Annotated in this window: 23 protein-coding genes and 3 pseudogenes; 11 read left to right on the top strand and 15 right to left on the bottom strand. The window is 70.0% G+C overall.

The genetic code is table 11. From position 1 onward, the window contains the following. Positions 1-96 precede the first annotated feature (96 nt). The 4 genes from ACFYOS_RS05080 (at position 97) to ACFYOS_RS05065 (ending at position 2,753) form a co-directional block, all read left to right on the top strand. Positions 97-597 (top strand): SigE family RNA polymerase sigma factor, encoded by a 501-nt coding sequence (locus ACFYOS_RS05080; RefSeq protein WP_387136116.1) that lies wholly within the window; start codon positions 97-99, stop codon positions 595-597. Then, positions 590-1,333: a hypothetical protein gene (locus ACFYOS_RS05075; protein ID WP_387136115.1), complete on the top strand. Its 744-nt coding sequence runs from the start codon at positions 590-592 to the stop codon at positions 1,331-1,333. Before ACFYOS_RS05080 ends, ACFYOS_RS05075 begins: the two co-directional genes overlap by 8 nt. Positions 1,334-1,455: 122 nt before the next feature. Next, entirely contained in the window at positions 1,456-2,418 is a 963-nt protein-coding gene (locus tag ACFYOS_RS05070; protein WP_387136114.1) for a pirin family protein, read from the top strand. After that, entirely contained in the window at positions 2,415-2,753 is a 339-nt protein-coding gene (locus ACFYOS_RS05065) for a GNAT family N-acetyltransferase (protein ID WP_387136113.1), read from the top strand. The genes ACFYOS_RS05070 and ACFYOS_RS05065 overlap by 4 nt, the downstream gene beginning before the upstream one ends. Before the next feature lie 72 nt (positions 2,754-2,825). Here the strand turns inward: ACFYOS_RS05065 and ACFYOS_RS05060 are convergent, their stop codons facing one another. Continuing rightward, positions 2,826-3,488: a response regulator gene (locus tag ACFYOS_RS05060; protein ID WP_387136112.1), complete on the bottom strand. Its 663-nt coding sequence runs from the start codon at positions 3,486-3,488 to the stop codon at positions 2,826-2,828. A gap of 156 nt (positions 3,489-3,644) precedes the next feature. After that, positions 3,645-4,775: a sensor histidine kinase gene (locus ACFYOS_RS05055; RefSeq protein WP_387136111.1), complete on the bottom strand. Its 1,131-nt coding sequence runs from the start codon at positions 4,773-4,775 to the stop codon at positions 3,645-3,647. Positions 4,776-4,918: 143 nt separating this feature from the next. Here ACFYOS_RS05055 and ACFYOS_RS05050 point away from each other — a divergent pair, with 143 nt between their 5' ends. The 3 genes from ACFYOS_RS05050 to ACFYOS_RS05040 are packed head-to-tail and all read left to right on the top strand — an operon-like array spanning position 4,919 to position 8,106. Beyond that, positions 4,919-5,908, top strand: coding sequence for a carboxymuconolactone decarboxylase family protein (locus ACFYOS_RS05050; RefSeq protein ID WP_387136110.1), 990 nt, complete (start codon positions 4,919-4,921; stop codon positions 5,906-5,908). 9 nt (positions 5,909-5,917) lie between these two features. Next, complete coding sequence (locus tag ACFYOS_RS05045; protein ID WP_387136109.1) at positions 5,918-6,370, top strand: DUF6220 domain-containing protein; 453 nt, start codon at positions 5,918-5,920, stop codon at positions 6,368-6,370. After that, positions 6,367-8,106 carry a multicopper oxidase family protein gene (locus ACFYOS_RS05040; RefSeq protein ID WP_387136108.1) on the top strand — a complete coding sequence of 580 codons (1,740 nt, stop codon included), beginning with the start codon at positions 6,367-6,369 and terminating at the stop codon, positions 8,104-8,106. The genes ACFYOS_RS05045 and ACFYOS_RS05040 overlap by 4 nt, the downstream gene beginning before the upstream one ends. A 15-nt stretch (positions 8,107-8,121) precedes the next feature. Here ACFYOS_RS05040 and ACFYOS_RS05035 read toward each other — a convergent pair whose 3' ends face one another. Beyond that, positions 8,122-9,156 carry an aldo/keto reductase gene (locus tag ACFYOS_RS05035; RefSeq protein ID WP_387136349.1) on the bottom strand — a complete coding sequence of 345 codons (1,035 nt, stop codon included), beginning with the start codon at positions 9,154-9,156 and terminating at the stop codon, positions 8,122-8,124. A 2-nt stretch (positions 9,157-9,158) separates the two neighbouring features. Next, positions 9,159-9,344 carry a hypothetical protein gene (locus ACFYOS_RS05030; RefSeq protein ID WP_387136107.1) on the bottom strand — a complete coding sequence of 62 codons (186 nt, stop codon included), beginning with the start codon at positions 9,342-9,344 and terminating at the stop codon, positions 9,159-9,161. A 57-nt stretch (positions 9,345-9,401) separates the two neighbouring features. Between ACFYOS_RS05030 and ACFYOS_RS05025 the strand changes: the two genes are divergently transcribed. Further along, positions 9,402-9,977 (top strand): ArsR/SmtB family transcription factor, encoded by a 576-nt coding sequence (locus tag ACFYOS_RS05025; protein ID WP_387136106.1) that lies wholly within the window; start codon positions 9,402-9,404, stop codon positions 9,975-9,977. A 396-nt stretch (positions 9,978-10,373) separates the two neighbouring features. Here the strand turns inward: ACFYOS_RS05025 and ACFYOS_RS05020 are convergent, their stop codons facing one another. Continuing rightward, on the bottom strand, positions 10,374-11,270 hold the full coding sequence (locus tag ACFYOS_RS05020) for a hypothetical protein (RefSeq protein ID WP_387136105.1): 897 nt from the start codon (positions 11,268-11,270) through the stop codon (positions 10,374-10,376). 569 nt (positions 11,271-11,839) lie between these two features. Here ACFYOS_RS05020 and ACFYOS_RS05015 point away from each other — a divergent pair. After that, positions 11,840-13,285: a SagB family peptide dehydrogenase gene (locus ACFYOS_RS05015; protein ID WP_387136104.1), complete on the top strand. Its 1,446-nt coding sequence runs from the start codon at positions 11,840-11,842 to the stop codon at positions 13,283-13,285. Here ACFYOS_RS05015 and ACFYOS_RS05010 read toward each other — a convergent pair. Continuing rightward, the gene (locus ACFYOS_RS05010; RefSeq protein WP_387136103.1) at positions 13,275-13,553 is read right to left on the bottom strand and encodes a hypothetical protein; all 279 of its coding nucleotides are present in this window, start codon (positions 13,551-13,553) and stop codon (positions 13,275-13,277) included. The two genes, ACFYOS_RS05015 and ACFYOS_RS05010, sit on opposite strands and share 11 nt — an antisense overlap. A 109-nt stretch (positions 13,554-13,662) precedes the next feature. Next, positions 13,663-14,643, bottom strand: a complete 981-nt coding sequence (locus tag ACFYOS_RS05005) for a DMT family transporter (protein ID WP_387136102.1) — start codon at positions 14,641-14,643, stop codon at positions 13,663-13,665. Positions 14,644-14,716: 73 nt separating this feature from the next. On the opposite strand from ACFYOS_RS05005, the gene ACFYOS_RS05000 reads away from it, so the two are divergent. Then, positions 14,717-15,649 carry a LysR family transcriptional regulator gene (locus ACFYOS_RS05000; RefSeq protein ID WP_387136101.1) on the top strand — a complete coding sequence of 311 codons (933 nt, stop codon included), beginning with the start codon at positions 14,717-14,719 and terminating at the stop codon, positions 15,647-15,649. Between the two features lie 120 nt (positions 15,650-15,769). Then, a pseudogene (locus ACFYOS_RS04995) lies at positions 15,770-16,057 on the top strand (DUF2716 domain-containing protein); the annotation flags it as partial. A 64-nt stretch (positions 16,058-16,121) separates the two neighbouring features. Here ACFYOS_RS04995 and ACFYOS_RS04990 read toward each other — a convergent pair. The 8 genes and pseudogenes from ACFYOS_RS04990 to ACFYOS_RS04955 form a co-directional block, all read right to left on the bottom strand. Beyond that, positions 16,122-16,271: pseudogene (locus tag ACFYOS_RS04990) on the bottom strand (copper homeostasis protein CutC); the annotation flags it as partial. Continuing rightward, positions 16,268-16,453: pseudogene (locus ACFYOS_RS04985) on the bottom strand (oligopeptide/dipeptide ABC transporter ATP-binding protein); the annotation flags it as partial. The pseudogenes ACFYOS_RS04990 and ACFYOS_RS04985, both read right to left, overlap by 4 nt. Before the next feature lie 482 nt (positions 16,454-16,935). Then, positions 16,936-17,367 carry a DUF3995 domain-containing protein gene (locus tag ACFYOS_RS04980; RefSeq protein ID WP_387136100.1) on the bottom strand — a complete coding sequence of 144 codons (432 nt, stop codon included), beginning with the start codon at positions 17,365-17,367 and terminating at the stop codon, positions 16,936-16,938. Between the two features lie 76 nt (positions 17,368-17,443). After that, positions 17,444-17,917, bottom strand: a complete 474-nt coding sequence (locus ACFYOS_RS04975; protein WP_387136099.1) for an SRPBCC family protein — start codon at positions 17,915-17,917, stop codon at positions 17,444-17,446. Beyond that, complete coding sequence (locus ACFYOS_RS04970) at positions 17,914-18,459, bottom strand: RNA polymerase sigma factor (RefSeq protein ID WP_387136098.1); 546 nt, start codon at positions 18,457-18,459, stop codon at positions 17,914-17,916. Before ACFYOS_RS04970 ends, ACFYOS_RS04975 begins: the two co-directional genes overlap by 4 nt. A 5-nt stretch (positions 18,460-18,464) precedes the next feature. Next, positions 18,465-19,760 carry an alpha/beta fold hydrolase gene (locus ACFYOS_RS04965; RefSeq protein ID WP_387136097.1) on the bottom strand — a complete coding sequence of 432 codons (1,296 nt, stop codon included), beginning with the start codon at positions 19,758-19,760 and terminating at the stop codon, positions 18,465-18,467. A gap of 252 nt (positions 19,761-20,012) precedes the next feature. Further along, positions 20,013-20,675: a nitroreductase gene (locus ACFYOS_RS04960; RefSeq protein WP_387136096.1), complete on the bottom strand. Its 663-nt coding sequence runs from the start codon at positions 20,673-20,675 to the stop codon at positions 20,013-20,015. 87 nt (positions 20,676-20,762) lie between these two features. After that, positions 20,763-21,329, bottom strand: a complete 567-nt coding sequence (locus ACFYOS_RS04955; protein ID WP_387136348.1) for a DDE-type integrase/transposase/recombinase — start codon at positions 21,327-21,329, stop codon at positions 20,763-20,765. Positions 21,330-21,342: the final 13 nt, after the last annotated feature.

Genomic DNA, 21,342 nt, shown 5'->3' with positions numbered 1-21,342 from the left:
TTGCCACAAACCCGCAGGGCGCAGGTGGCACCTACGTCCCTCCCGGGTGTCATTCCGCGGCAACCACGAGACGAGGTTTGGGGAGGTGCAGGTCGAGTGCGTGACGCCGAGGAGTTCGATGCCTTCTACGCGGCCTGCGCGGGACGGATCGTGGGTCACGTCTATGCGCTGACGGGCAACCGCAGCGAGGCGGAGGACGCCGTCGCCGAGGCTTTCATGCGGGCCTGGCAGCGCTGGCGGACTGTGCGGGAGGCGGACAGCCCGGAGGCGTGGGTCCGCCGGGTCGCCTCCCGAACGGCGGTGAGCAGCTGGCGCAAGACGATCAACCGGATCCGTGCACACCGCCGGGCCGCCGTGGATCAGAGCGTGCCCGGACTCAGCGAGGACCACGTCGCTCTCCTCCAGGCGCTGCAGCGGCTGAGCGCCAACCAGCGCCGGGCCGTCGTGCTGTACCACCTGAACGATCTCAGCGTTGCCGAGGTGGCCGCCGAGATGCAGGTGCCCATCGGGACCGTCAAGACGTACCTTGCCCGCGGTCGACGAGCGATGGCCGGAATGCTGGCCGAGGCGCACGAGGAGGGGGCCTCCCATGGCTGATCCGCACGACGACCTCACGGCCATCGCCGACCGGGTCCGGCAGGCTACGACACTGCCCACAGCGCAGACGTTGCGCCGCCGCAGCGACCAGCGCCGGCGGCGCCGGGTGGCGGTCACCGGCGCGGGCCTGGCCGTGCTGGTCGTGACCGCTGGCGCCACCCTGCTGCCGGCGCGGGACCACGTTGGGACGCCGGACAGGGGTGTTGTTGGCCCAGCGGGCGAGGTCCCGCCATCGGTCGCTCCGTCCGTTACCGCGCCAGCGGGACCAGAGGAGATCCTCGGCGGCCGGCGGCAGGTCCTGATCGTGGTGCCCGGCATGGGCGGGGCCGCGTTGGCGATCGGCCGTGACGACGACCGGGTGCGAGCCACCACCGAGCAGGACATCGACGACCGGGCGCTGTGGGTCCTACACCCTGAGGGGGACAGATTCCGGATCATGCTGGCTACGCCGGGTGGCACCAGCCAGATCTGCATGACCGTCGTGCACGACGCTGCGCCGGGCAGCGTCCGCGACCGCGGGTGCGATCCGACCGCGCAGACGCAGCTCTTCAAGATCGAGCAGGTCGCCGACGGAAGCTACTCGATCCTCCAGGGCCGCCGCTACGTCCAGGTGGTCGACGGCACCAACGCGCTCGTCCCCGACCTGCCCGAGGGCCTCACCACCACGTACGAGTTCGAGGACCGCGGCCCGGCTGCCAATGATCGGTCGGGCGGGGGAAGCAGCCCCACCCGCTGAGCATTGGGCGAACAGCGACGGTTTACTTGCTCGACGAAGGAACCGGCGGCATATAGTTGCCGTGCGAAGCAATGATGAGCAAGGTGGAAGCCCAACCTGTCGAAATGAAAGGTGGAGCGCTGGTGGACACCCGACGGCCGGCTGAGGCGCCACAGGTCGACGTGCTTTCCCCGCGGGAAGTACCCCTGGGCGGGCCGCGGGCGATGTCGGTGCGGCGGACGCTGCCACAGCGGGCCCGGACGTTGATCGGAGCCTGGTGCTTCGCCGATCACTACGGCCCCGACGACGTCGCCCGGACGGGTGGCATGACGGTCCCCCCGCATCCGCACACCGGCCTGCAGACGGTGAGCTGGCTGTTCAGCGGGGAGGTCGAACACCGCGACAGTCTGGGCAGTCACGCCTTCATCCGGCCCGGGGAGCTGAACCTCATGACGGGCGGCCATGGCATCGCCCACTCGGAGGTCTCCACGCCGCGCACGACAGTCCTGCACGGCGTCCAGTTGTGGGTGGCCCTGCCCGAAGAGCACCGAAACGCCGAACGAGACTTTCAGCACTACGTACCCGAACCCCTGCGGATCGACGGGGCCGAGATCAGGGTATTCCTGGGCTCGCTCGCCGGAGGTGTCTCTCCGGTGCGGACGTTCACCCCGCTGCTCGGCGTCGAGATCACCCTCGAACCGGGTGCGGCGATCACACTCGCCGTGGACACCGCCTTCGAGCACGGCCTTCTCGTGGACAGCGGGCACGTCCGCGTAGCCGACACCCTGCTGCGCCCGACGGACCTCGGCTATGTCCGCCCCGGCATCGACGCTCTGGCGCTCGCGAACCTGTCGGACGGCCCGGCACGGACGATCCTGCTCGGCGGTACCCCGTTCGAGGAGGAGATCGTCATGTGGTGGAACTTCATCGGCCGCACCCACGAGGACATCGTCCGGGCCCGAGCAGACTGGGAGGCATCCTCCGACCGCTTCGGCACGGTCGAGGGATATCCGGGGGACCGCCTTCCGGCGCCCGCCCTGCCGAACGCCACCATTACGCCGCGCCGGAATCCTCCGCGCCAGCTCCGTCCGAAAGGCACCCCATGAGTCAACCGTCTGCCGCTCCGATCGTCGAGCGGTTCGATGCCAAGCATCGGTACGAGATCCTGGTCGACGGTAAGCGGGCCGGCCTGACCGAGTACCGCGACCGCGGTCAGCAACGGGTCTTCTTCCACACCGAAGTCGACGACGCCTTCGCCGGCCAGGGCCTGGCCGCCCATCTGGTCCAGGAGGCGCTCACCGACGTACGCGCCTCCGGAAAGCGGATCGTGCCCGTCTGCCCCTACGTGGCCAAGTTCCTGAAGAAGCATGACGAGTTCGCCGACATCACCGACCCGGTGACCCCCGATGTCCTGCAATGGCTGGAGGGCGAACTGGGCTAGTCTTCGATGGACCGCGTGGCTGGAGCCCACATCGTCGCGCGGCCGTTGTCTTCCGCGCCCAACGATGTGGTGTCAGCGGCGACGCGGCGTGATCAGCCCCGACTCGTACGCCCACACGACCAACTGGGCACGGTCGCGGCAGTGCAGCTTCGTCATCGCACGGTTGACGTGCGTCTTGGCGGTCAACGGACTGATCACCATGCGTTCGGCGATCTCGTCATTGCTCAGCCCCCGGGCGACGAGCTCGATGATCTCCTGTTCGCGGGCGGTCAGCACGTCGCGTCCGGCCGCCGGGTCGGCCGGCGGCGGTCCGGCGACGAACTCGCTGATGAGCGTACGCGTGACCGCCGGGGCGAGCAGCGCATCGCCGCGAGCCACGACGGCGACGGCCTGCAGCAGGTCGGCGGGGTCGGCGTCCTTGAGGAGAAACCCGCTGGCACCCGCGCGGAGTGCGGCGAAGACGTAGGAGTCGAGCCCGTAGTTGGTGAGGATGAGGACGCGGACCGCGGCGAGGTCGGGATCGGCGGCGATGCGCCGGGTGGCTTCGATGCCGTCGAGTCCCGGCATCTGCACATCCATCAGCACGACGTCCGGCCGCAGGCGTCGCGACAGCTGGGCGGCCGAAGCGCCGTCAGCCGCCTCGCCGACGACCTCCAGGTCGTCCTCGGCGTCGAGCAACGCCCGGAATCCGGCCCGCATCAGAGCCTGGTCGTCGGCGAGCAGGACCCGGATCATGCCGGCTCCTCCCTCCGGTCGGAGCCGCCACGATCCGTGGCGGACTGAGCTGGCTGGACCTCGCGCAAGCGCTCAGTCATGCCGGCTCCCCCCTCCGGTCGGAGCCGCCACGATCCGTGGCGGACTGAGCTGGCTGGACCTCGCGCAAGCGCTCAGTCATGCCGGACCGTCCAGCGGGAACGTGGCCCGTACCGCGAACCCCCCGCCGTCGCGGGCGGCGGCGTGCAGCGTGCCGCCCACTCCGGTGACCCGTTCCCGCATACCGCGTAGGCCCACCCCCGGTGTCAGCGGCGGGACCGGCGACGCCTGGCCGTCGTCGGTCACCGAGACGGTCAGCTGTGCCGGGGCGTACTCGACGTGGATCTGGGCGGTGGCGGCGCCGGCGTGGCGGGCCACGTTGGTCAGGGCCTCCTGGACGACGCGATACCCGGCCTGGTCGACCTCGGCGGGCAGGTCCCGGAGCTGACCGGTGACGGTCACCTGCACCGGTACGCCGGCCGCCCGGGTCCGCTCGGCCAGCTCCCCCACTCGGTCCACCCCGACGCGGTCCCTGTCGGAGGGTGAGCGCAGAACGTCCAGCGTCGCCCGCAGTTCCCGCATCGCCGCGCTGCTGGCCTCCTGGATCGCCAGCAGCGCAGCCGACGGTTCGTCGCCGTGCTTGCGGGCCAGGTGCACGGCGATCCCGGCCTGCACCTTGATCACCGAGATGCTGTGGGTCAACGAGTCGTGCAGATCCCGGGCGATACGCAGGCGCTCCTCCCCGGCGCGACGCAACGCCAGCTCCTCGCGGGTGCGTTCGGCGTCGATCGCCCGCTGCTCGACCTGTTCCAGGTATGCCCGGCGCTGCCGCGCGATGAGCCCGGCGACGTTGGCCGCCACAAACCAGCCCAGCAGCAGGGCGGTCCGCTCGACGATCTGCTGGCCGGGCCGGCCGGCCGGCGCGACCGAGATGTCGTACGCGAGGAAGCCGCCGAGGAAGACGAGGCTGGCCAGGGCGGCGGCTGATCGGCGCCCCCGCCAGGCGGCGACGTAGACGGTGCCGAGGACGGCGAACGCGGCGGACACCCCGGCGTGCACCTGGATGTGAAGGGCCAGCATGGCGGCGGTAACCACGCCCAACGCGACCACGGGGTACCGCCGGCACACCGCCAGGGCCGCCGCCATGACCAGGACCAGGGCGACGTCAATCGCCCGCACCGGTCCGGCGTCCGGCGCGAGCGCGGCGTTGCCGAGCAGGAGGATGCCGAGGGCGAGGCCGCCGAGGGCATACGGCAGATCGCGGCGCATGATCGAACTGTAGAACGGCCGTCGTCAGGGGGCATCCCCCGCCTGCAGTAGATGAGGCGTACCGCGGATGCGGTATCGGCGGCCGGGTAAGTGCCTGCGGCGGCACGACGCTTTCCCGGCCCGCCGAGACAAGCATCGAGCCCATGACATACCGCTTCTTCACCCCCGCTCGCGCGAAGGCTGCGACCGGTCTCACCGCGGAGGTCTACCGGCAGCTGCGGGACGAGTTCATCGGGCCGGTACCCACCTTCCAGGCGCTCTCGGCCCTGCCGGAGGTGCTGGCCGCGACCTGGGCGCTGATGCGTGAGGCCCTGCTCGCCGGGGACGCGCCCCGGGTCGATCGCGAGCTCGTCGCTTCGGCGGTGTCCCGGGCCAACCGCTGCCGGTTCTGCGTCGACGCCCACGTGATGCTGCTGCACGCGCTCGGCGAGCATGAGCTGGCCGAGGTCATCTCCCAGGGCGGGACGCCACCGGAGCCGAGGCACGCCCAGCTCGCCGCCTGGGCCGAGGCCAGCCGCAGCCCCCTAGCCGCCGAGTGGCACAGCCCCTACCGCCCTGAGGTCACCGGCACGCTGCTCGCCTTCCACTTCATCAACCGGATCGTCTCGGCGCTGCTCGACCCGGATCTGCTGCCCGGCGGCCTGCAACGCTCCCCGGTGGTCCGGTCCTTCGGCGGCCGGCTCTACGCGAAGACCGCTCGGGAGCCGAAGGAGCCCGGCCGCGGCCTTTCGCTCCTCGACGCCGGCACGACGGCGCCACCGGCTTGGGCCGGGGACAGCCCGGTCGGCGTCGCGTACGCGTCGCTGAGGGACGCCGCCACGCGAGGCGGAGATCTCCTGAGCGAAGTGGCTCGCCAGACCGTGACGGCCACCGTGCGCTGGGAGGACGGACGGTACCCGGCCCGGCCCGCGGACTGGGCCATCGATCTGGTCCGTGACCTGCCCGGCACCGACCGCGTCGGGACGCGGATCGCGCTGCTGGCGGCGTTCGCGCCCAGCGCGATAACGGCGGGCGACGTCGCCCTCTGGCGGCTTTCCCATCCGGCCGACGCCGACCTCGTGCGGCTGGTCGCCTACGGCGCGATCACGGCCACCGACCACGTCGCCCGGGCACTGTCCCCGGCTCAGCTCTAGGAGGTCACCATGCGCAAGGCCTTCGTCGTCGTCAGTGCTCTGTTGCTCGTCGCGTTCGTCATGCAGTTCGTCTTCGCCGCCGTGGGCGCGTTCACGAAACCCGAGGGCGACGGCGCGTACGCGCTGCACAGCGTCAACGGGATGGCAGTCATCCCCGTTCTCACCCTGCTCACCATCGTCTTCGCGGTGCTGGCGAAGGCGCCGGGCCGGCTTGTCGGACTGGCGGTCCTGCCGCTCGGCCTCGTCGTCGTGCAGGCGGTCATCGCCATGCTCGCGAACGCGTCCACCGACGCCGCGGGCGTCAGCACTCCGTTCGGCCTGACCATCGCCGGGCTGCACGCGCTCAACGGCATCATCGCGGTGCACGTCGTGGTCAACGTCCACCGGGCAGCGCGCAAGCTGGCCCGCCCGGCGCCGGTCGACGCCACCCACGTGGCCATCCCTGAAGGGGAGCCGGCATGACCGTCGGCTCGCTGCTCGTGGCCGACCTCGTGATCGCGGTCCTCGCGGCCGCCGGGTGGCTGGGCGGCGGAGCCGCGGCGGCCGCCCGGCGCCGTCCGCTCGCGCTGGGACTGGCCGCCTTCGCGCTGCTCGCCACGGTCGCCCGCGCGATCACGATCACCGCGCTCGCCCGCGCCGGCTGGTGGTTCGCGGCGGAGAAGGTCCTCATCGCCGCCCCCCTGTCGCTCGCGGCGGTGGTCGTCGCCGGGCCGCGGCTGCTGCGGGCCCCGGGCGACATCCGGTCCGTCGCGGTCCCGCTTCTCTTCGCCGGGTACGCCGAGAGCGGCGCCCTGCTCGTGACGGTCCTGCACGGCTACCCCGCGTCGGCGGGCACGGGACTGCTCGCGGTCGCCGGCGTCGTCGCGGCGACCTCGGTCTCGTGGCGCGTCCTCGGGGCGCGCCCGTCGCGGACGGTGTCCCGGGCGGCCGTCGTGGTGGCGGTCGCGGCGCTGGTGACCGGCACCGGGTTGGCAGTCGCCCCGGACGCTGCCCCCGCCACACCACATGATCATCGACATGAGGATGGGCGGAGCGTGGGCGAACCGACCAGGCGGTTCACCCTGACGGCCGCGACCGCCACGGTAAGCGTGAGCGGCCGTGACATCGCAGCGTGGGCGTTCAACGGGCAGGTCCCCGGGCCGGAGCTGACCGCCACCGTCGGCGACGTCCTGGAGGTGACGCTGCGCAACCGGGACATCGCGCGGGGCGTCACCCTGCACTGGCACGGGTACGACGTGCCGAACAGTCAGGACGGAGTGCCCGGCGTGACGCAGGCGGCGGTGCTGCCCGGGCAGGAGTTCGTCTACCGGTTCCGCGCCGATCAGGCCGGGACGTACTGGTACCACACGCATGCGGTTTCCGACGTCGGCGTGCGGATGGGGCTCTATGGCGTCCTGGTGGTGCGCCCGGCACCGGTGACCGGCGTCGACGTCACGGTGCCGGTGCACACGCTGGCCGGCCTTCCGCTGCCCGCACCGAGAACGGAGCCGGTCGAGGCGGGGGTGCCCGTGCGGCTGCGGCTGATCAACACCGACAGCACGACGCACCGCTACGCCCTGGCCGGGACCCCGTTCCAGGTCGCGGCGATCGACGGATCCGACCTGCAGGGCCCGACGCCGCTGGTGGACACCGCCGTGCTCATCCCGGCCGGGGGACGCTACGACCTGGTGTTCACCGCTCCCGCCACGCCGGTGGCGCTGTTCGTCGACGGACGGGTGGTCTACTCGACCGGACCGGTGTCGGCGGCGACCGGCGCGTGGCCGGTGCTGGATCCGCTCACCTACGGCGTCGGTTCTCCGGTGCCGTGGTCCCGATTCGACAAGGAGTTCACCCTCGTTCTCGACCGCGGGCTCGACCTGCACAGACTACTTCCGCGGTACGCCCACACCGTCAACGGCGCGGCCGATCCGAACATCCCGCCCCAGGTCGTACGCCTCGGCGACATCGTCAAGTTCACCATCGTGGACCGATCACTGGTGGTGCACCCGTGGCATCTGCACGGCCATCACGTCCTGGTGCTGTCCCGCAATGGAAAGCCGGCAACCGGCAGTCCGCTGTGGTGGGATTCCTTCGACGTACGCCCCGGCGACGTCTGGGAGGTGGCTTTCCCCGCCGACAACCCCGGAATGTGGGCCAATCACTGCCACAACCTGGCGCACGCCGACGCCGGCATGACGCTGCACCTGATGTACTCGTGACCCTCCGCCGCACCACTAGCGTCGTACGACTCGCCGTCGCTGCCTCGCATCCGTGATCCACGGCGGGTTGGCGGCGCCGTTCGGGTCGTACACGTCGGTGCCGGGCGGGACGATCGCGTCGAGGCGGTCCAGCACGTCATCGTCGAGGACGAGGTCGGCGTGCTCGAGCGTGGATTCGAGTTGTTCGAGCGTGCGGGGTCCGGTGATGACCGAGGTGACGGCGCGGTGCGCGAGCGGAAATGCCGTCGCCAGCGCCGGCAGCGGAACGCCGAGTTTGTCGGCCACCTCCACGAGCTGCTCAACGACGTCGAGCTTGCGCGCCACGACCGGATCGGCGGGATCGAACCAGGCGGGCCGAAGTGCGGCTCTCCCCTCGGCTCCGGTCTTGATGCCGCGGCGGTAGCGACCGGTGAGAAAGCCGAAGCCCAGCGGGCTCCAGGTGAGCACGCCCATGCCCCACTTCTCAACGACCGGGAGCACGTCGCGTTCGATGCCGCGGGCCAGCAGACTGTAGGGCGGCTGCTCGGTGCGAAACCGCATCAGGCCGCGGGCGTCGGCGACCCGGTGGGACTCGACGATCTCGTGCGCGGGGAACGTGGAGCATCCGAACGTCCTTATCTTGCCCGCCCGGACCAGGTCGGTGAGGACGCCGAGGGTCTCCTCGAGGTCGGTGTCCCAGTCGGGGCGGTGCACCTGGTAGAGGTCGAGGTAGTCGGTGCCGAGCCGGGTCAGGCTGGCGTCGACGGCGTGGAGCAGATGGCGTCGCGAGTTGCCGCTTCTGTTCAGGCCCTCCGCCAGGGCGAAGTGTCCCTTCGTGGCGAGGATGACCTGGTCACGGCGACCGCGGAGGGCCTTGCCGACGATCGATTCGGACTCGCCGGTGGAGTACATGTCGGCGGTGTCGATGAAGTTGATACCCCGATCGAGGGCGGTGTGGATGATCCGGATGCAGTCGTCGTGGTCCGGGTTGCCGGCGGAGCCGAACATCATCGTCCCGAGCGTGAAGCGGGAGACTGTCATTCCGGTGCGTCCGAGCGGCGCGTAGCTCATTGTCATGCGGAAATGCTCCTTTCGAGGGGCCGCGAGCGCCGGGGTGGCGGTGCGGGGAGGTCGCGCCGGCCCTTGAGCGGGCCGAACGGCGCGAGCATCGGCAGCAGCGTCGACGTGGTCGCCGTCCCCAACAGGCTGACGGCTTGGCCGAGCCAGAAGATCCGGAAGGCGTGAGGGAGATGGGGCATGCCCGCCACCCTAGGTTTGCAAGCGGATTTGCGCAAATCTGGTTGTATGCTTGAGTCATGCGTGATGGTGAACCGGGAGATATCCGGCAAATCGACGACGTGCGGGCCCTGACCGCTCTCGCCCACCCGGACCGTGCGCGGCTGATGGACGCCCTGGCCGTGCATGGGCCATCGACAACAACGGCACTGGCGCGGGCGATGGATCTGGCCACCGGCAGCGTGTCGCACCACCTCAAAGTGCTCGTCGAGGCAGGGCTGGTCGCTCCCGCGCCAGCGGCCGCCACGGACCGCCGAGAGCGCCGATGGAAGCTCGTCACGCGCGGAATGCGCTGGACGATTGGCCAGTTCCGCGACCAGCCGACCGCTCAGGCCGCCGCGACGTCCGCCGAGGGCGCCCTGCTTCAGCGACAGTACGAGCACGCGCGGGAGTTCCTGGAGACCGCAGAGCAACCGTGGGACGACGTCGCCTACGCAGGCCACGTCTGGCTCCGGCTGACCCCGGACGAGCTCGCCGAGCTCGGGCAGCAGATCGACGAGCTCCTACTCGGCTGGCGGCGTCGTCAAATCCCCGAGGACGGCCAGGAACGGCACACGGTTCTCGCCTTCGTTCACGCATTCCCCACGGAGCCGTGAGATCCGAGGCTGCGCCCGGTCCACGGATGGCTCACCGTCGCCGTACCGGTGCCATGCTTTTCGACGCCGGCCGGACGCCCGCCGCCTCGGGCGTCCGGGTCAGCTCTGGAGGAGCTTCCGCGCGTACTCAGGGTTGCTGTAGTCGCGCCAGGCGGCAATCTTGCCGTCGCGGATCTCGTAGACCGCGAGGTTCATGATCGGCGCGAGCTGTCCGCCCTGGACGGCGCGCTCACCGCACTGGCCAGCTATCGGCTCAAGGCGGAGTGACGGCGGCGGTAGAACCCGTAAAACGCTGTGCACCAAAGCCCTGCGGAATTGCGATTCTCCGTTCTCGGTCCAGTACGAAGCGCGCGAGTCGCGGCACGTGCGGATGCCGTGAAGCTGGGGAGTCGATGCCTACGGGCCAGGTTTCAGCTCGGGGATGTAGACACTCAGCAGGCTGGTGGCCAGCGGGGCGAGAATGCCGAATGCGGCGCCCAGGGTCTTCGCGACCGTCGCATCCACACCGACCAGGTCGCTCAACCTCGCCCGCCCGCTCGTCCATTCCTCGCTTGGCCGCGCGTCGGCGGGGACGGGGTACACCGTGCTAATCAGGTTGGTAGCCCGCTCGCGCCATGCCAGAAACGCTGGGACGTAGATCAGCGCCACGATGGCGGTGACCGCGGCGCCGTACAGCAACACGAGGGCGGACGGGAACTGTTCTGGCCGCAGGCCGTACGCCAGATGGGCCTTTCGCAGTGCCGCCGTGTTGATGAGGGCGGTTGATGCGATGAGGCTCAGCCCCGCCAAGCAGCGACGGAGGTCGGTGCGGCTCCTCAGCAACTCGGTAAGCACGGGGTCTGATCTTTCGGGCCACTGCTCGAGCAGATGATCAACCTGGCGCAGCCTGGCGTGGACCAGCCACAGCCCGATCACGGCGGGCGCCGCTGCGACCTCGGCCACCGCATACAGGGGACGCATCACCAGCGGCACCGTGTCCAGCGTTCCGGCTGGCCCGTGGCCGGTCAGCAGCTTGAGGACCACCCCGCCGACGAGCAGGTAGGCGATGATCGACACCGCCAGCACCGCCCGCGACGGTGGGCGCACCACTCGTACGGTCCTGACGAACACGTGAATGTAGATCACGACACTCACTGACACGAACGCCGACCATGCAAGGAACTCCGGCGACTGCGCCACCGCCGTGTGCCCGCGGGAGCCCAACGCTGCCTGGACGGTCCGCTGGACCCCCACGATGCCAGCCAATGCCGCGACCGTGGCAAGCGCGGGACGGGACTGACGGATCAGCGACATCTACGGTCCCCTCCCGGTGAATGTTCAGACACCAAGTCAGGTGCCGCGACGCCGGTGGCGCGACCTGTCCGAGCCACACCGGCCCGCGCAGGCTGTTGTAGGCTGGTCCGCCGAGGCGCAAACCCGAAGCTGGCGCACCAAGCGGTGCCATCACCGGACGTACTCGCGTCGAGCCACGACTAGCGGCACACGTGCATTGTCGTGCAGGGCGAGGGTGTCACGGAAGATGGACGCTGCGCCCGCCAACGCAACCCGCGGCAGGCCGCCGATTTGGTGAGAGCGGCGAGATCGCAGCTGATGTGCGGACGGATTCGATGGGTGGTCGACTGTGCATGATGGGTGCCGGTGGACGCTGCGAGAACCTGCAGGTTGCACCCACCGGACGAGGTAGCAGCACCGAACTGAGGCGGCTGCCCGGCGGGTGCGGGCCGCGGACGGCACGCGGGCATACGTCGGGTGCCGGCGGGTATGCCCGGCGGATGCGCACCGGCGAGGTGACCCGGCTCTACCACCACCAGACGAACCAGTGTCGCGGCGGCGGGCCGTCGGGTGTCTCGGGGTTCGTCCCCATGGATCCGAGTAACCGGCCTCAGCCGTTCAAACGTCACCTCGGGGCGCCGCTGCACGCTCTCCCCCGCGACCTGCCGCCGGCCGGGGCGCCGGCCGTGGCGGCCCTGTCCGGGTGGGTACCGCCGAGCGACCCGAGCATCGACGATGAACTCCTCGCCCGGCTGCTGTTTTACTCGGCCGGCGTCACCCGGACCGCCGGAGACAACCTCTGGTTCCGGGCCGCCCCCTCCGCTGGCAATCTCCACCCGCTCGAGGTCTACGCGGTGGCCGGTGAGGTTGCCGGGCTCGACGCCGGGCTGTACCACTTCGCGCCGGAGGTGTTCGGCCTGGAGGCGCTCGCGGCTGGGGACCACCGCCTGGCGCTGGCCGATGCCACCGCCGACCCAGACGTCGCAGCCAGCCCGCTCGCCCTCGTCGTCACCGGTCTCCCGTGGCGCACCTCGTGGAAGTACGGCGAACGGGGCTGGCGGCACGTCTACTGGGACGCCGGGACATTGCTCGCGAATCTGCTCGCCGTCGCCGAAGGCCACGGGCTACCCGTGCGGGTACGGCTAGGTTTCGTCGACGCCGCCGTGTCTGGCCTGCTCGGCGTCGACGGCGTGACGGAGTTCCCCGTGGCGGTGATCACCTGCGGCCGGCCCACCGCGAACGCCGCTGCCGAGCCGGTCGAGCTACCTGCGCCGCAGTTCCCGCCGACGCAGCTCTCCCCCGCGCCGGCCGACCTCCCGCTGGTCAACCAGGTGCAGCAGGCCGGCGAGATCACCACGGACGACGACGTGAACGGCTGGCGGGCGGCCGCCGTCGCGGGCCTGCCCCGCGCCACCGACGTCGTCGATGCACCGGTTGCGGTCGGCAGCGAGCCGATCGAGTCCGTCATCCTGCGCCGCGGCTCCACCCGGCGCATACGCCGCCAACTCGCCCCCGCCGAGCTGCTGCACTGGGCGATGGCGGCCGCGACCCGAGCGGTCCCCGCCGACGCAATCCCGACCGGGACCACCCTGCTCTCCCACGAGGTCGCGATCCACGCGGTGCACGGCATGGAGCCGGGCCTGTACCAGCAGGCCGACGGCCCGCCGCAGCTGCGCCGGCCAGCGCCGGAGCCCAGGGTTCGGGCGTTGAGCCGGAGGCTCTGCCTCGACCAGCCGCTCGGCGGCGACTCGGCGTTCACCAACTTCGCCTGCGCCGATCTCAACCAGGTGCTCGACGGGTACGGCGAGCGCGGGTACCGGGTCGCCCAGCTCGAGGCGGGGGTGGCCGCCGGCCGCCTGCAACTGGCCGCCACCACCCTCGGCCACGGCGGCACCGGCCTGACCTTCTACGACCAGGACATCTCGGAGGCGTTCGACACTCGTGCGGCCTGCATGCTCGCCGTCGCCATCGGGCTACCCACGTACCGGCCGAAGCCGGGCGGCCTGCCCGGCCGGCCTCGGCGGATCACCCGCTGACGGTCCCGCTGGTGCTGGCTGCCCTGGCCACTCCTGGCCGATTGCACCCGGCCCGGTCCGCCAGCCGCGACAGTCCCGACCCCTCGACGTCCACGCGGAAGGGCGTCCGCAGCCGGGTGGCGCCGGTTTGCTGGGGTACGTCGAGGAAGTCGACCCCGGAGACAGTGACTTTCACCAGCACCTGATGCGGTTCCGGCTCGGGCTGCTTGACCTCGACCTCTCGAAGGACGTCAGGGCCTCCGAACTCCTCGGCTACGACCGCTTTCACGGGTCCTCCCTTTCGTCGCGGCGGCCGGATCGAGACCCGGCGATGCTGTGACCAAGTCCGTCAGGTCGGAAGGCGTGTGAACGCCTGGACATGCCTGTGAGCGCTCCTTCTAGCTGATCGAGACCGGCTGTTTCGGGTTGTCGAGGTCGGGTCGCTTCGGCACCCGGTGTGGCACCGCGCCGCGGTGTCCGGGGCGTGTCCGTTGCACCTGCAGGACGGCCACGGACGACAGGACGAGCAGGCCACCCGCTATCTGAACGGGGGTGAGGATCTCGTCGAGCGTGAGCGCCGCCAGCGCCGTGGTGACGACCGGTTCGAACGTCGACAGGATGGCTGCCGTCGAAGGGCCCGTCCGCCGCAGGCCGGCGAAGAAGGTCAGCATCGCCAAGACGGTGGAGACGACCGCGATGCACGCGAGCCAGAACCATCCCTGCAGCCCGAAGCTGAGGTCGACCCCGCCCCTCACGAGGGCGCGTGCGCCCAGGGTGAGGGCGGCCCCTGCCATCACCAGCGCGGACAGTATCACCGGTGGCAGCCGGTGCACGACGGTGTCGGCAACGAGGATGTAGACGGTGTAGGTGACAGCGGCGCCGAACGCCAGGGTCGCCCCGAGCGGGTGGAAGTCCACACCTCCGGTACCGAGGAGGACGAGCAGCGTCCCGCAGGAGGCGGCCACCAGTGCGGCGCAGCGGCCGGGTGTCAGGCGGTCCCGGCCCAGCAGGACGGCCGTGAGGGTGACCAGCAGCGGGTAGGTGTAGAAGACCAGGGACAGCAGCGAGGCGTCCATCAGCGCCAAGGCCGCGAAATACAGGGATGCCTGGGTGGCGTACCCGACGGCGCCCAGGCCGAGGGCCGTCACCAGCAGGCCCAGGGTCACTCGAGCAGGACCCGTCCTTCGCTCCGGGATCGCCGGGTCGCGCCGCCGCAGACCCGGTCGCAGGAGCAGCAGCATCGCCAACAGGCCGGCGGCGAAGCCGAAGCGCACCAGGAGCAGCGCTTCAGGCGAGACGCCCGCGGCGTACGCGAGCTTCCCGAAGATCGCCATGGCGCCGAAGCACGCGGCTGACAGAAGGCACAGTGCGGGACCCATGCCCTAGAGCATCGGCGCCCACACACTCCAGGTCCAGTGACGATAGGTGGACCTGATTCGTTAGTATTTCAGGATGGTGACGCTGGATCTTCGTCGGCTCCGTCTGCTCCGCGAGCTTGAGGAACGAGGGACTCTCGGCGCGGTGGCCTTGGCTCTCGGCTACAGCCCTTCCTCGGTGTCCCAGCAGTTGAGCGTTCTGGAGAAGGAGGTCGGTGCGCGCCTGCTCGAGAAGGCCGGCCGTGGTGTGCGGCTCACCGACGCCGGGCGTCTGCTCGCACAGCACGCCCGAGTCCTGCTGGCAGCAGCCGAGGCGGCGTCAGCGGACCTGGCCGCGCTGAGCGGTGAGGTGCGGGGCACCGTGCGCGCCGGCGGTCTGCAGTCAGCGGCTCGTCGCCTGCTGGTTCCCGCAGTGGCACGCATGATGGTCGAGCACCCGCAGGTCCGCACCGAGGTCTCCGAGCTCGAACTCGAACAGGCGTTACCAGGACTGCGGCTCGGAGCGGTCGACCTGGTGATCAGCGACGAGTACGACGGTCACCCACGCCCCCGGCCGGCAGGGCTGCGGTTCACGCTGCTGCACGAGGAGCCACTGAAACTGGTCCTGTCACCCGGGCATCGGCTGGCCAAGCATGAAGGACCCATCGCATTGTCCACGCTGCGGCAAGAGGTCTGGGTAGCCTCCGACGCGGGCACCGGCCATCACGACATGGTCGTGGGAAGCTGCCGGTCCATCGGCGGCTACGAACCCGACGTGCGGCACCGGTCCAGCGACGCGGACGTCCAGCTCGAACTCGTGCGCACCACCGGAGCCGTCGCGCTGCTGCCGGCGCTGACACTGCCCGCAGCAGACCCAGCCCTGGCGATCCGTGACATCGCCGAGGAGAGGCTCGGGCGTCGACTGGTCGCTGTCCTTCGGGACGGCCCCGCAGCCCCCGCGCTCGCGGCCTTCCTGGCCGTCGTGACAGACCAGGCCCGCAATATCGAGCAGAACCTGTTGCTCGGGTGACAGCGCCAGCCTGGGAAGAACTCACCGGCGACCCCAAAGTGGAAGTCTGGGAGCGGTTCGTGGTCGAGTTCGACTGCTACCCCACGCTTCGCCGACCGGGGCCGGCAATCATCGAGCCTCGCCCCTCCGTCACGATCGATCTCGGCCCGATCTTCGACAGCCCCGCCTCCACGTTCGCGGCTGGCCGAGCGGCGGTTAACGCCCGTCGCTCTACCGGCGATGACGCAAGCCTCTCCCGTCTCTGAGCGGCTTATCGTGCTGGACTGGCAACATCCCGGCTACTGGTTCTGGCCGCACCGCCAGAAGACGGGCGACGATCAGGTTCGGCCGGCGAGGCAGGTGTGGTCGGTCGACGTATTTCCCGACGGCGACTTTTACGCCTTCCTCACCGAGGACATGACCGAAGGCATCTTTGGTCAGGAGCTGGTTGCCGGTCAAGAGTTCACGGAATTGATCTCCTACTCCGTTGACCCAACGTCCGCAGGGCCACCTCGACCGTCCCCAGGCTGGGGGTGGTGCCGCCCTGGCCGAGATCGGCGCAGAGCTCCAGCCGGTCGGCACCGGCGGCCTCGGCCACCAGTGCCGTCGGCACGTCGCTCACGCAGATCTCCACCGTGGTCATGCGGCCGCCCCGGCCCGTGCAGACGCCTCACTCGACTCCGGGCGCAGCGGGAAGTGGCAGGCCACCTGGTGCCCGTCGCCGGCCAGCGGCGGCTCCGTCTCGCAGATCTCCTGCGCCAGGGGGCAGCGGGTCCGGAACCGGCACCCGGTGGGCGGGTTCAGCGCGCTGGGCAGCTCGCCTCGGAATCGGCGCGCCGGCAGGTGGAGGCCAGCAGGTACATCTCGCCGCCCGAGGCGGCTCCGCGCAAGCGAACGGCTATGGCTAATCGAAGGCTTAGTGGCGACTTAAATCCGCCATAGCCGGCGCCCGAGTGTCAGTGGGCACCGTTACTCTTCACCGCGCGGAAGGTCGGGGTCCGAAGGACTTCTGTACCCGGCAGCCCCAGGCGTAGACCGCCGAGAGGCAACGACCCCGGCCCTTCCGTCCAAACGTGGGCCACGCGCCGCCCGGTCCCGCAACGGGCGGCGCGTGGAGTCTCAGCGGATGCGCTTGGGCACGCCGCAACGCGGCAAGGTCGGTGCCGCCTGGGCCGGGTCGCATTCCATGAGCAAGGCGGCGCTGATCGAGTGGATCAAGAGTGGAACTGGAACAGAGGTTTCATGCCCGCTGTCAGCCAGCGACGCTGCCAACTTCGGCACCGTCAATGACGCGCGCGTTGGCACTTTCAGCGCCGCGCCAGACACTGATGGACGGCTACGACTGTGGCGGCACTGCACAAGATCAAAGACATCGGGGTGTACGCGAGGTTTAGCCAATAGAAGGCGGTGTCGCGCCTGGCGCCGATGCCCAGTGCCCAGACGATGCCCCCGCCGCCGCGAAGGAGCGCTCCGACGGCGACGGCGACGGTTGCGGCAGTCGGGATCCAACCGGGCAGCCAGTCGGGCAACCATCCGCCCAGCAGGCCGGCCTTGGCGAGCACCGCGGTGGCACCGACGGTCAGCACGACAATGAGCGGCACGAGCACTCGTGGGGTGAACGGTACCTCGGCGTTGAGTACCGCCTGGGACAAGGCCCTGGTGTCGCGGGCCGGCCAGGTCCGGCCGGTCAGCCAGTACACATGCATGAGGGCGTCGACGCCCAGGACGGTGGCCGTCACAACGGCCGCTACTTTGTAGGTTTGCATGCTGGATAGAGGCGGTCGCTGGCCGGAACACTCCGGTGACGTGTGCCACTCAGTGGGGCTCCGGGTGGGTGAACCGTGCCTCGAAGCGGCGCAGGACGGCCCGGGCGAGCCTTCGCTGCAACGGTGCCAGCAATGGTCTCACGATCCGCATGCCCGGCAGACGCAACCCGGCCAGGTAGCCGAACCTGGTGTGGTCTCCGGCCGGCACGGCCGCCATGCCAAAGATGAGGAACCGGCTCTGCATCAGGCACCAGCCGGGGCGCAGAATCATGTCGAACGGTGCGCGCAGCCTGGACCGGCCGTGCACCATCGCTCGCATGCGATCGCCGTTCCGGGCGATGATGCGGATCGACTTGACATCGGGCACCAGGCCGGGGAATTCGTTCTCCACGTCGCTGATGACCGACCACACCTGGTCGAAGGTGGCCAGAAGTACTGTCTCGGCCAGCATGGCGTCAGGAAACGCCGCCTGCAGTATGTGCAGCCGGCGCAGTTCGTCGAGGTCGCTGATCGGCCAGTTCACCGCCGGCCCCCTTCCGTGTGCCATGCCTTGCGGAAACTGCGCCGGGCCCGGAACAGCCGGGATCGCACCGTGCCGGCTGGCACCCCGAGGTGTTGGCCGGCCGTTTGTTCGTCGAGCCCTTCCAGCTCGCGTAGCATCAACACGGCCCGGTGTTCGGGGGACAACCGGTTCAGTACATCGCGGATGTCCGCGACCAGCGCCGGGTCGCCGGGCGCGGGGACCTCGACCATCTCCATGGGAACGGTCCGCGACGACTGTTTGGCGATCCGCACCGCCTCCCGCACCGCGATCACCCGTACCCATCCGAACAGTGCGCCAGGTTCACGCAAATCCCCCAGGTGGCGCAGCACGACGATCAGTGTCTCCTGGGTAGCGTCTGGTGCGTCCTGTAACGCGATCGGTCCACACAGCCGACGTACATACGGCGTGATCGCGTCGAGGAGGTCGTGCAGGGCGATCAGGTCCCCGCGTTGGGCACGCCGTACTGTCGTAGCCAACCAGGTGGGATCGACGAAGTGCGATCCCACCTGGTTGTCGTCCACAATCGTCACCGTCCGTTGAGCTGTCGCAGGAATGGCGCCACGCTACGTAGCATCGTGTTGCGTTGCGGATCGGCCCACGGTACGTCCAGATGGGTCATCGCGTTGTCGCCGCCGTAGCTGGCTGCCGGGATCTTCGAGTTCTCCACCACCCATTGCGCCGCTGTGTTGACGGTGCCGTGGGTCAGGCCGGTCTGGAACGAGTACAGCGGCACGTCGATGTCGTGGGTGTGCCACAGTCGCAGGCCCAACAGATCCGCGGCCGCAGTGCGTCCGTATGCGTCGGTCGCCTCCAGGTCCAGCGTGAGCCGTTCCGGCCAGTACCACTCGAAAGCGGAGGGCACCGGCCCAGCCATCGCGTCAGCCAGCACCGGCAGGCGGGTGTACGCCGGGTTGACGCTGGCGTCCGCCACCAGCGGATGGCCTACAAACAGCCAGTCCAGCAGGGCGAGGTTCGTCACCGGCGTCGGTGGCCGCAGCGCCGCCGGCAGGTAGGCGGCCAGTGCTGAGGGCGCGTTCGGCGCCGCCTTGGCGTACTGCCCGGCCAGCTGCTGCAGGATCGCGAACGTCTCGGTCCGCCCCATCGTGAGCGCTGGGTCGAACACCTCGCCGCCGGCGATCTTCGTCAACCGGTCCGCCGCATCCTGCACAGACAGCCGGTACACATCACCTTCTCCGGCGAACGCGTCGTGCACCCCGCCGTCAATCAACACCAACCCGGAAAGGTCCCGGTAACCGGCCCGGCCGTCGAAGTCCCACCCGGCGTAGGCAAGCGCCGTCGCGGCACCCCACGAGTGCCCGCCCAGCACGACCTGCCGCCGACCGCCATCCCTCGCAGCCAGGACCACCCGGCGAAGGTCCTCCAGCGTCACCGATAGCCCCCAGTCCGCGACGTACGGCGCGGTCTGTGCGGTCTGTGCCCGGTACTGCCCGCCGAGGTAGTAGGCCGCGGCCCGATCGGGGTGGCCGCTGCGGAAACCCGACAGGTCGGCCAGGTCCTGCTCGCGGCGGTCCACTGCCCACACCTGCGTCGAAGGCAGCCGCCCGGCCAGTTCTCGGGCCAGAAACCGAAAGTCGCCCGCCGCGCCGAACTGCCCGGGCACCAGGACGAGCACCTGCCGCGCCGACGGCGAACCGACCCGCAACACGTGTAACCGAGTGTTGCCAGCCGGACCAGGCCCGACGTCACCAGTCAGGGTGATGTAATCCTCCCGGACCTGCGGCTCACCGGCTGACGCGGCGGCAGGCATGAACATCCCGGCCGTGAGCATCCCGGCGACGCAGAGAAGCGTCCACTTACGCATTCCCGACTCCCTTCGTGGTTGCTCACACGAACAGGAGGCGGCACCGACAGTCGGCGCTCCTTGCAGTGACACGCATCACGTAAGAAACGCCGCGGTCGTCGCAGCGGGCCCTCTCAGGGGGAGGCGAGGTTCGACTCCCATTTCACCGACACTCGTCTTTGCCAACCTGTCGTGGCCCAAGTTGCACCCCTGGGCAGATGATCGATCACTGAGACCAGACAGTCGCGTGGCGTGGTGACGGCGCGCTGCCGCTCAGCCTACGAACGTCACGGTCTCCGACAGCGGGGCGCGGCGGATGCGCGGATGCACCACCGTCGCGTCGGCGAAGCCGATCGACATGCCGCAGAACAGCATTCGTTCGGGAGGCGGCGCGATCACCTCGGCGACACTGCGGTGATACTCCGCCCAAGCCTCTTGCGTACAGCTGTGCAGTCCCTCGGCCCGCAGCAGAAGCATCACGGTCTGCAGGTAGATGCCCGCGTCGGACCACCGCGGCGCTGGCATGTCCCGGTCCAGATAGCAGAACAACACCGTGCCGGCTCCGAAGCAGTTCCAGTTCTCGGCTCGGATCCGTGCCCGAGCCGAGACATCGCCGCGCGCGATGCCGAGCGAGCCGTAGCGACCTTCCCCAAGAGCCGCCATTCGTTCGAGGTAAGGCGAGCGCAGCTCGGGCGGGTAGACCGCGAACTCGCGATCGTCGCCGGAATCACCGGCGGCCACCCGCTCGGCCACTCGCCTCTTCAGCTCTGCCAACGGTTCGCCAGACACGATGTAGACATGCCATGGCTGCATGTTGCTGCCCGACGGAGCGTTGGCGGCCGCCTCCAGCACGCGTTGCAGGACCTCCCGCGTCACGGGCCGATCGGTGAACTTACGAACCGACTGCCTCGTCCGTACCGCACCGTAGACGTCCATCGCGCCAGCGTACAAAGCGTTGATCATGTCGTGCGGAGGGTGGGGCGCATCTCGGTCCATGCAGTCGGCGAGCGCAAGCGACATGATCTACAGAGAGCTGGCGGACTGCGGCTGCCCCGCCGTCGATGTCGCTCGCGACATGAACGTGAGTAAGCGTCGGCGTGCCGCCAAGTCCGCTCGAGGCGCAACAGAGCAGGATCGACCGGGGTAGTCGGCGAGGCGGCCGGACGCCGCCAACATGGGCCGTCCCCGGGCGGCCCGCTGCCGGCACCGTCCAGACTGATGGGAGCTGGACAACTCGGTCGGGGTCGGCCCGTACGCGTAGAGGTTGCCGAGCATCACGTAGCCGGCTCCGGCCACCTCCGCGGTCTTCGGCAGGGACTTCGCCAGCGGCGCACGCCGTGGCGGTGGCAGGCCTCGGCGAGGTCGCCGCTGGTGTACTGGACTACTGCGGTCGCTGTGAAAGATCGCGTTGTCGACGCGACCACCACGGGCGGCCACCGCGGCGTCGAGGGCATCGAGGGCGTCGAGGGCGTCGACGACCAGGGTGGTGCGCAGGTGGGTGGTGATCGACCAGCCGATCAGACGGCGGGTGGCGAGGTCGATGACCGTAGCCGGATACCACCAGCCGGCGCCGACGCCCAGGTAGGTGATGTCGCCGCAAACG

The organism is Micromonospora sp. NPDC005806 (genome assembly GCF_042871425.1).
Lineage (GTDB): Bacteria > Actinomycetota > Actinomycetes > Mycobacteriales > Micromonosporaceae > Micromonospora.
The sequence above is the reverse complement of the archived record's forward strand: the minus strand, read 5'-3'. Positions and strand labels throughout refer to the sequence as shown.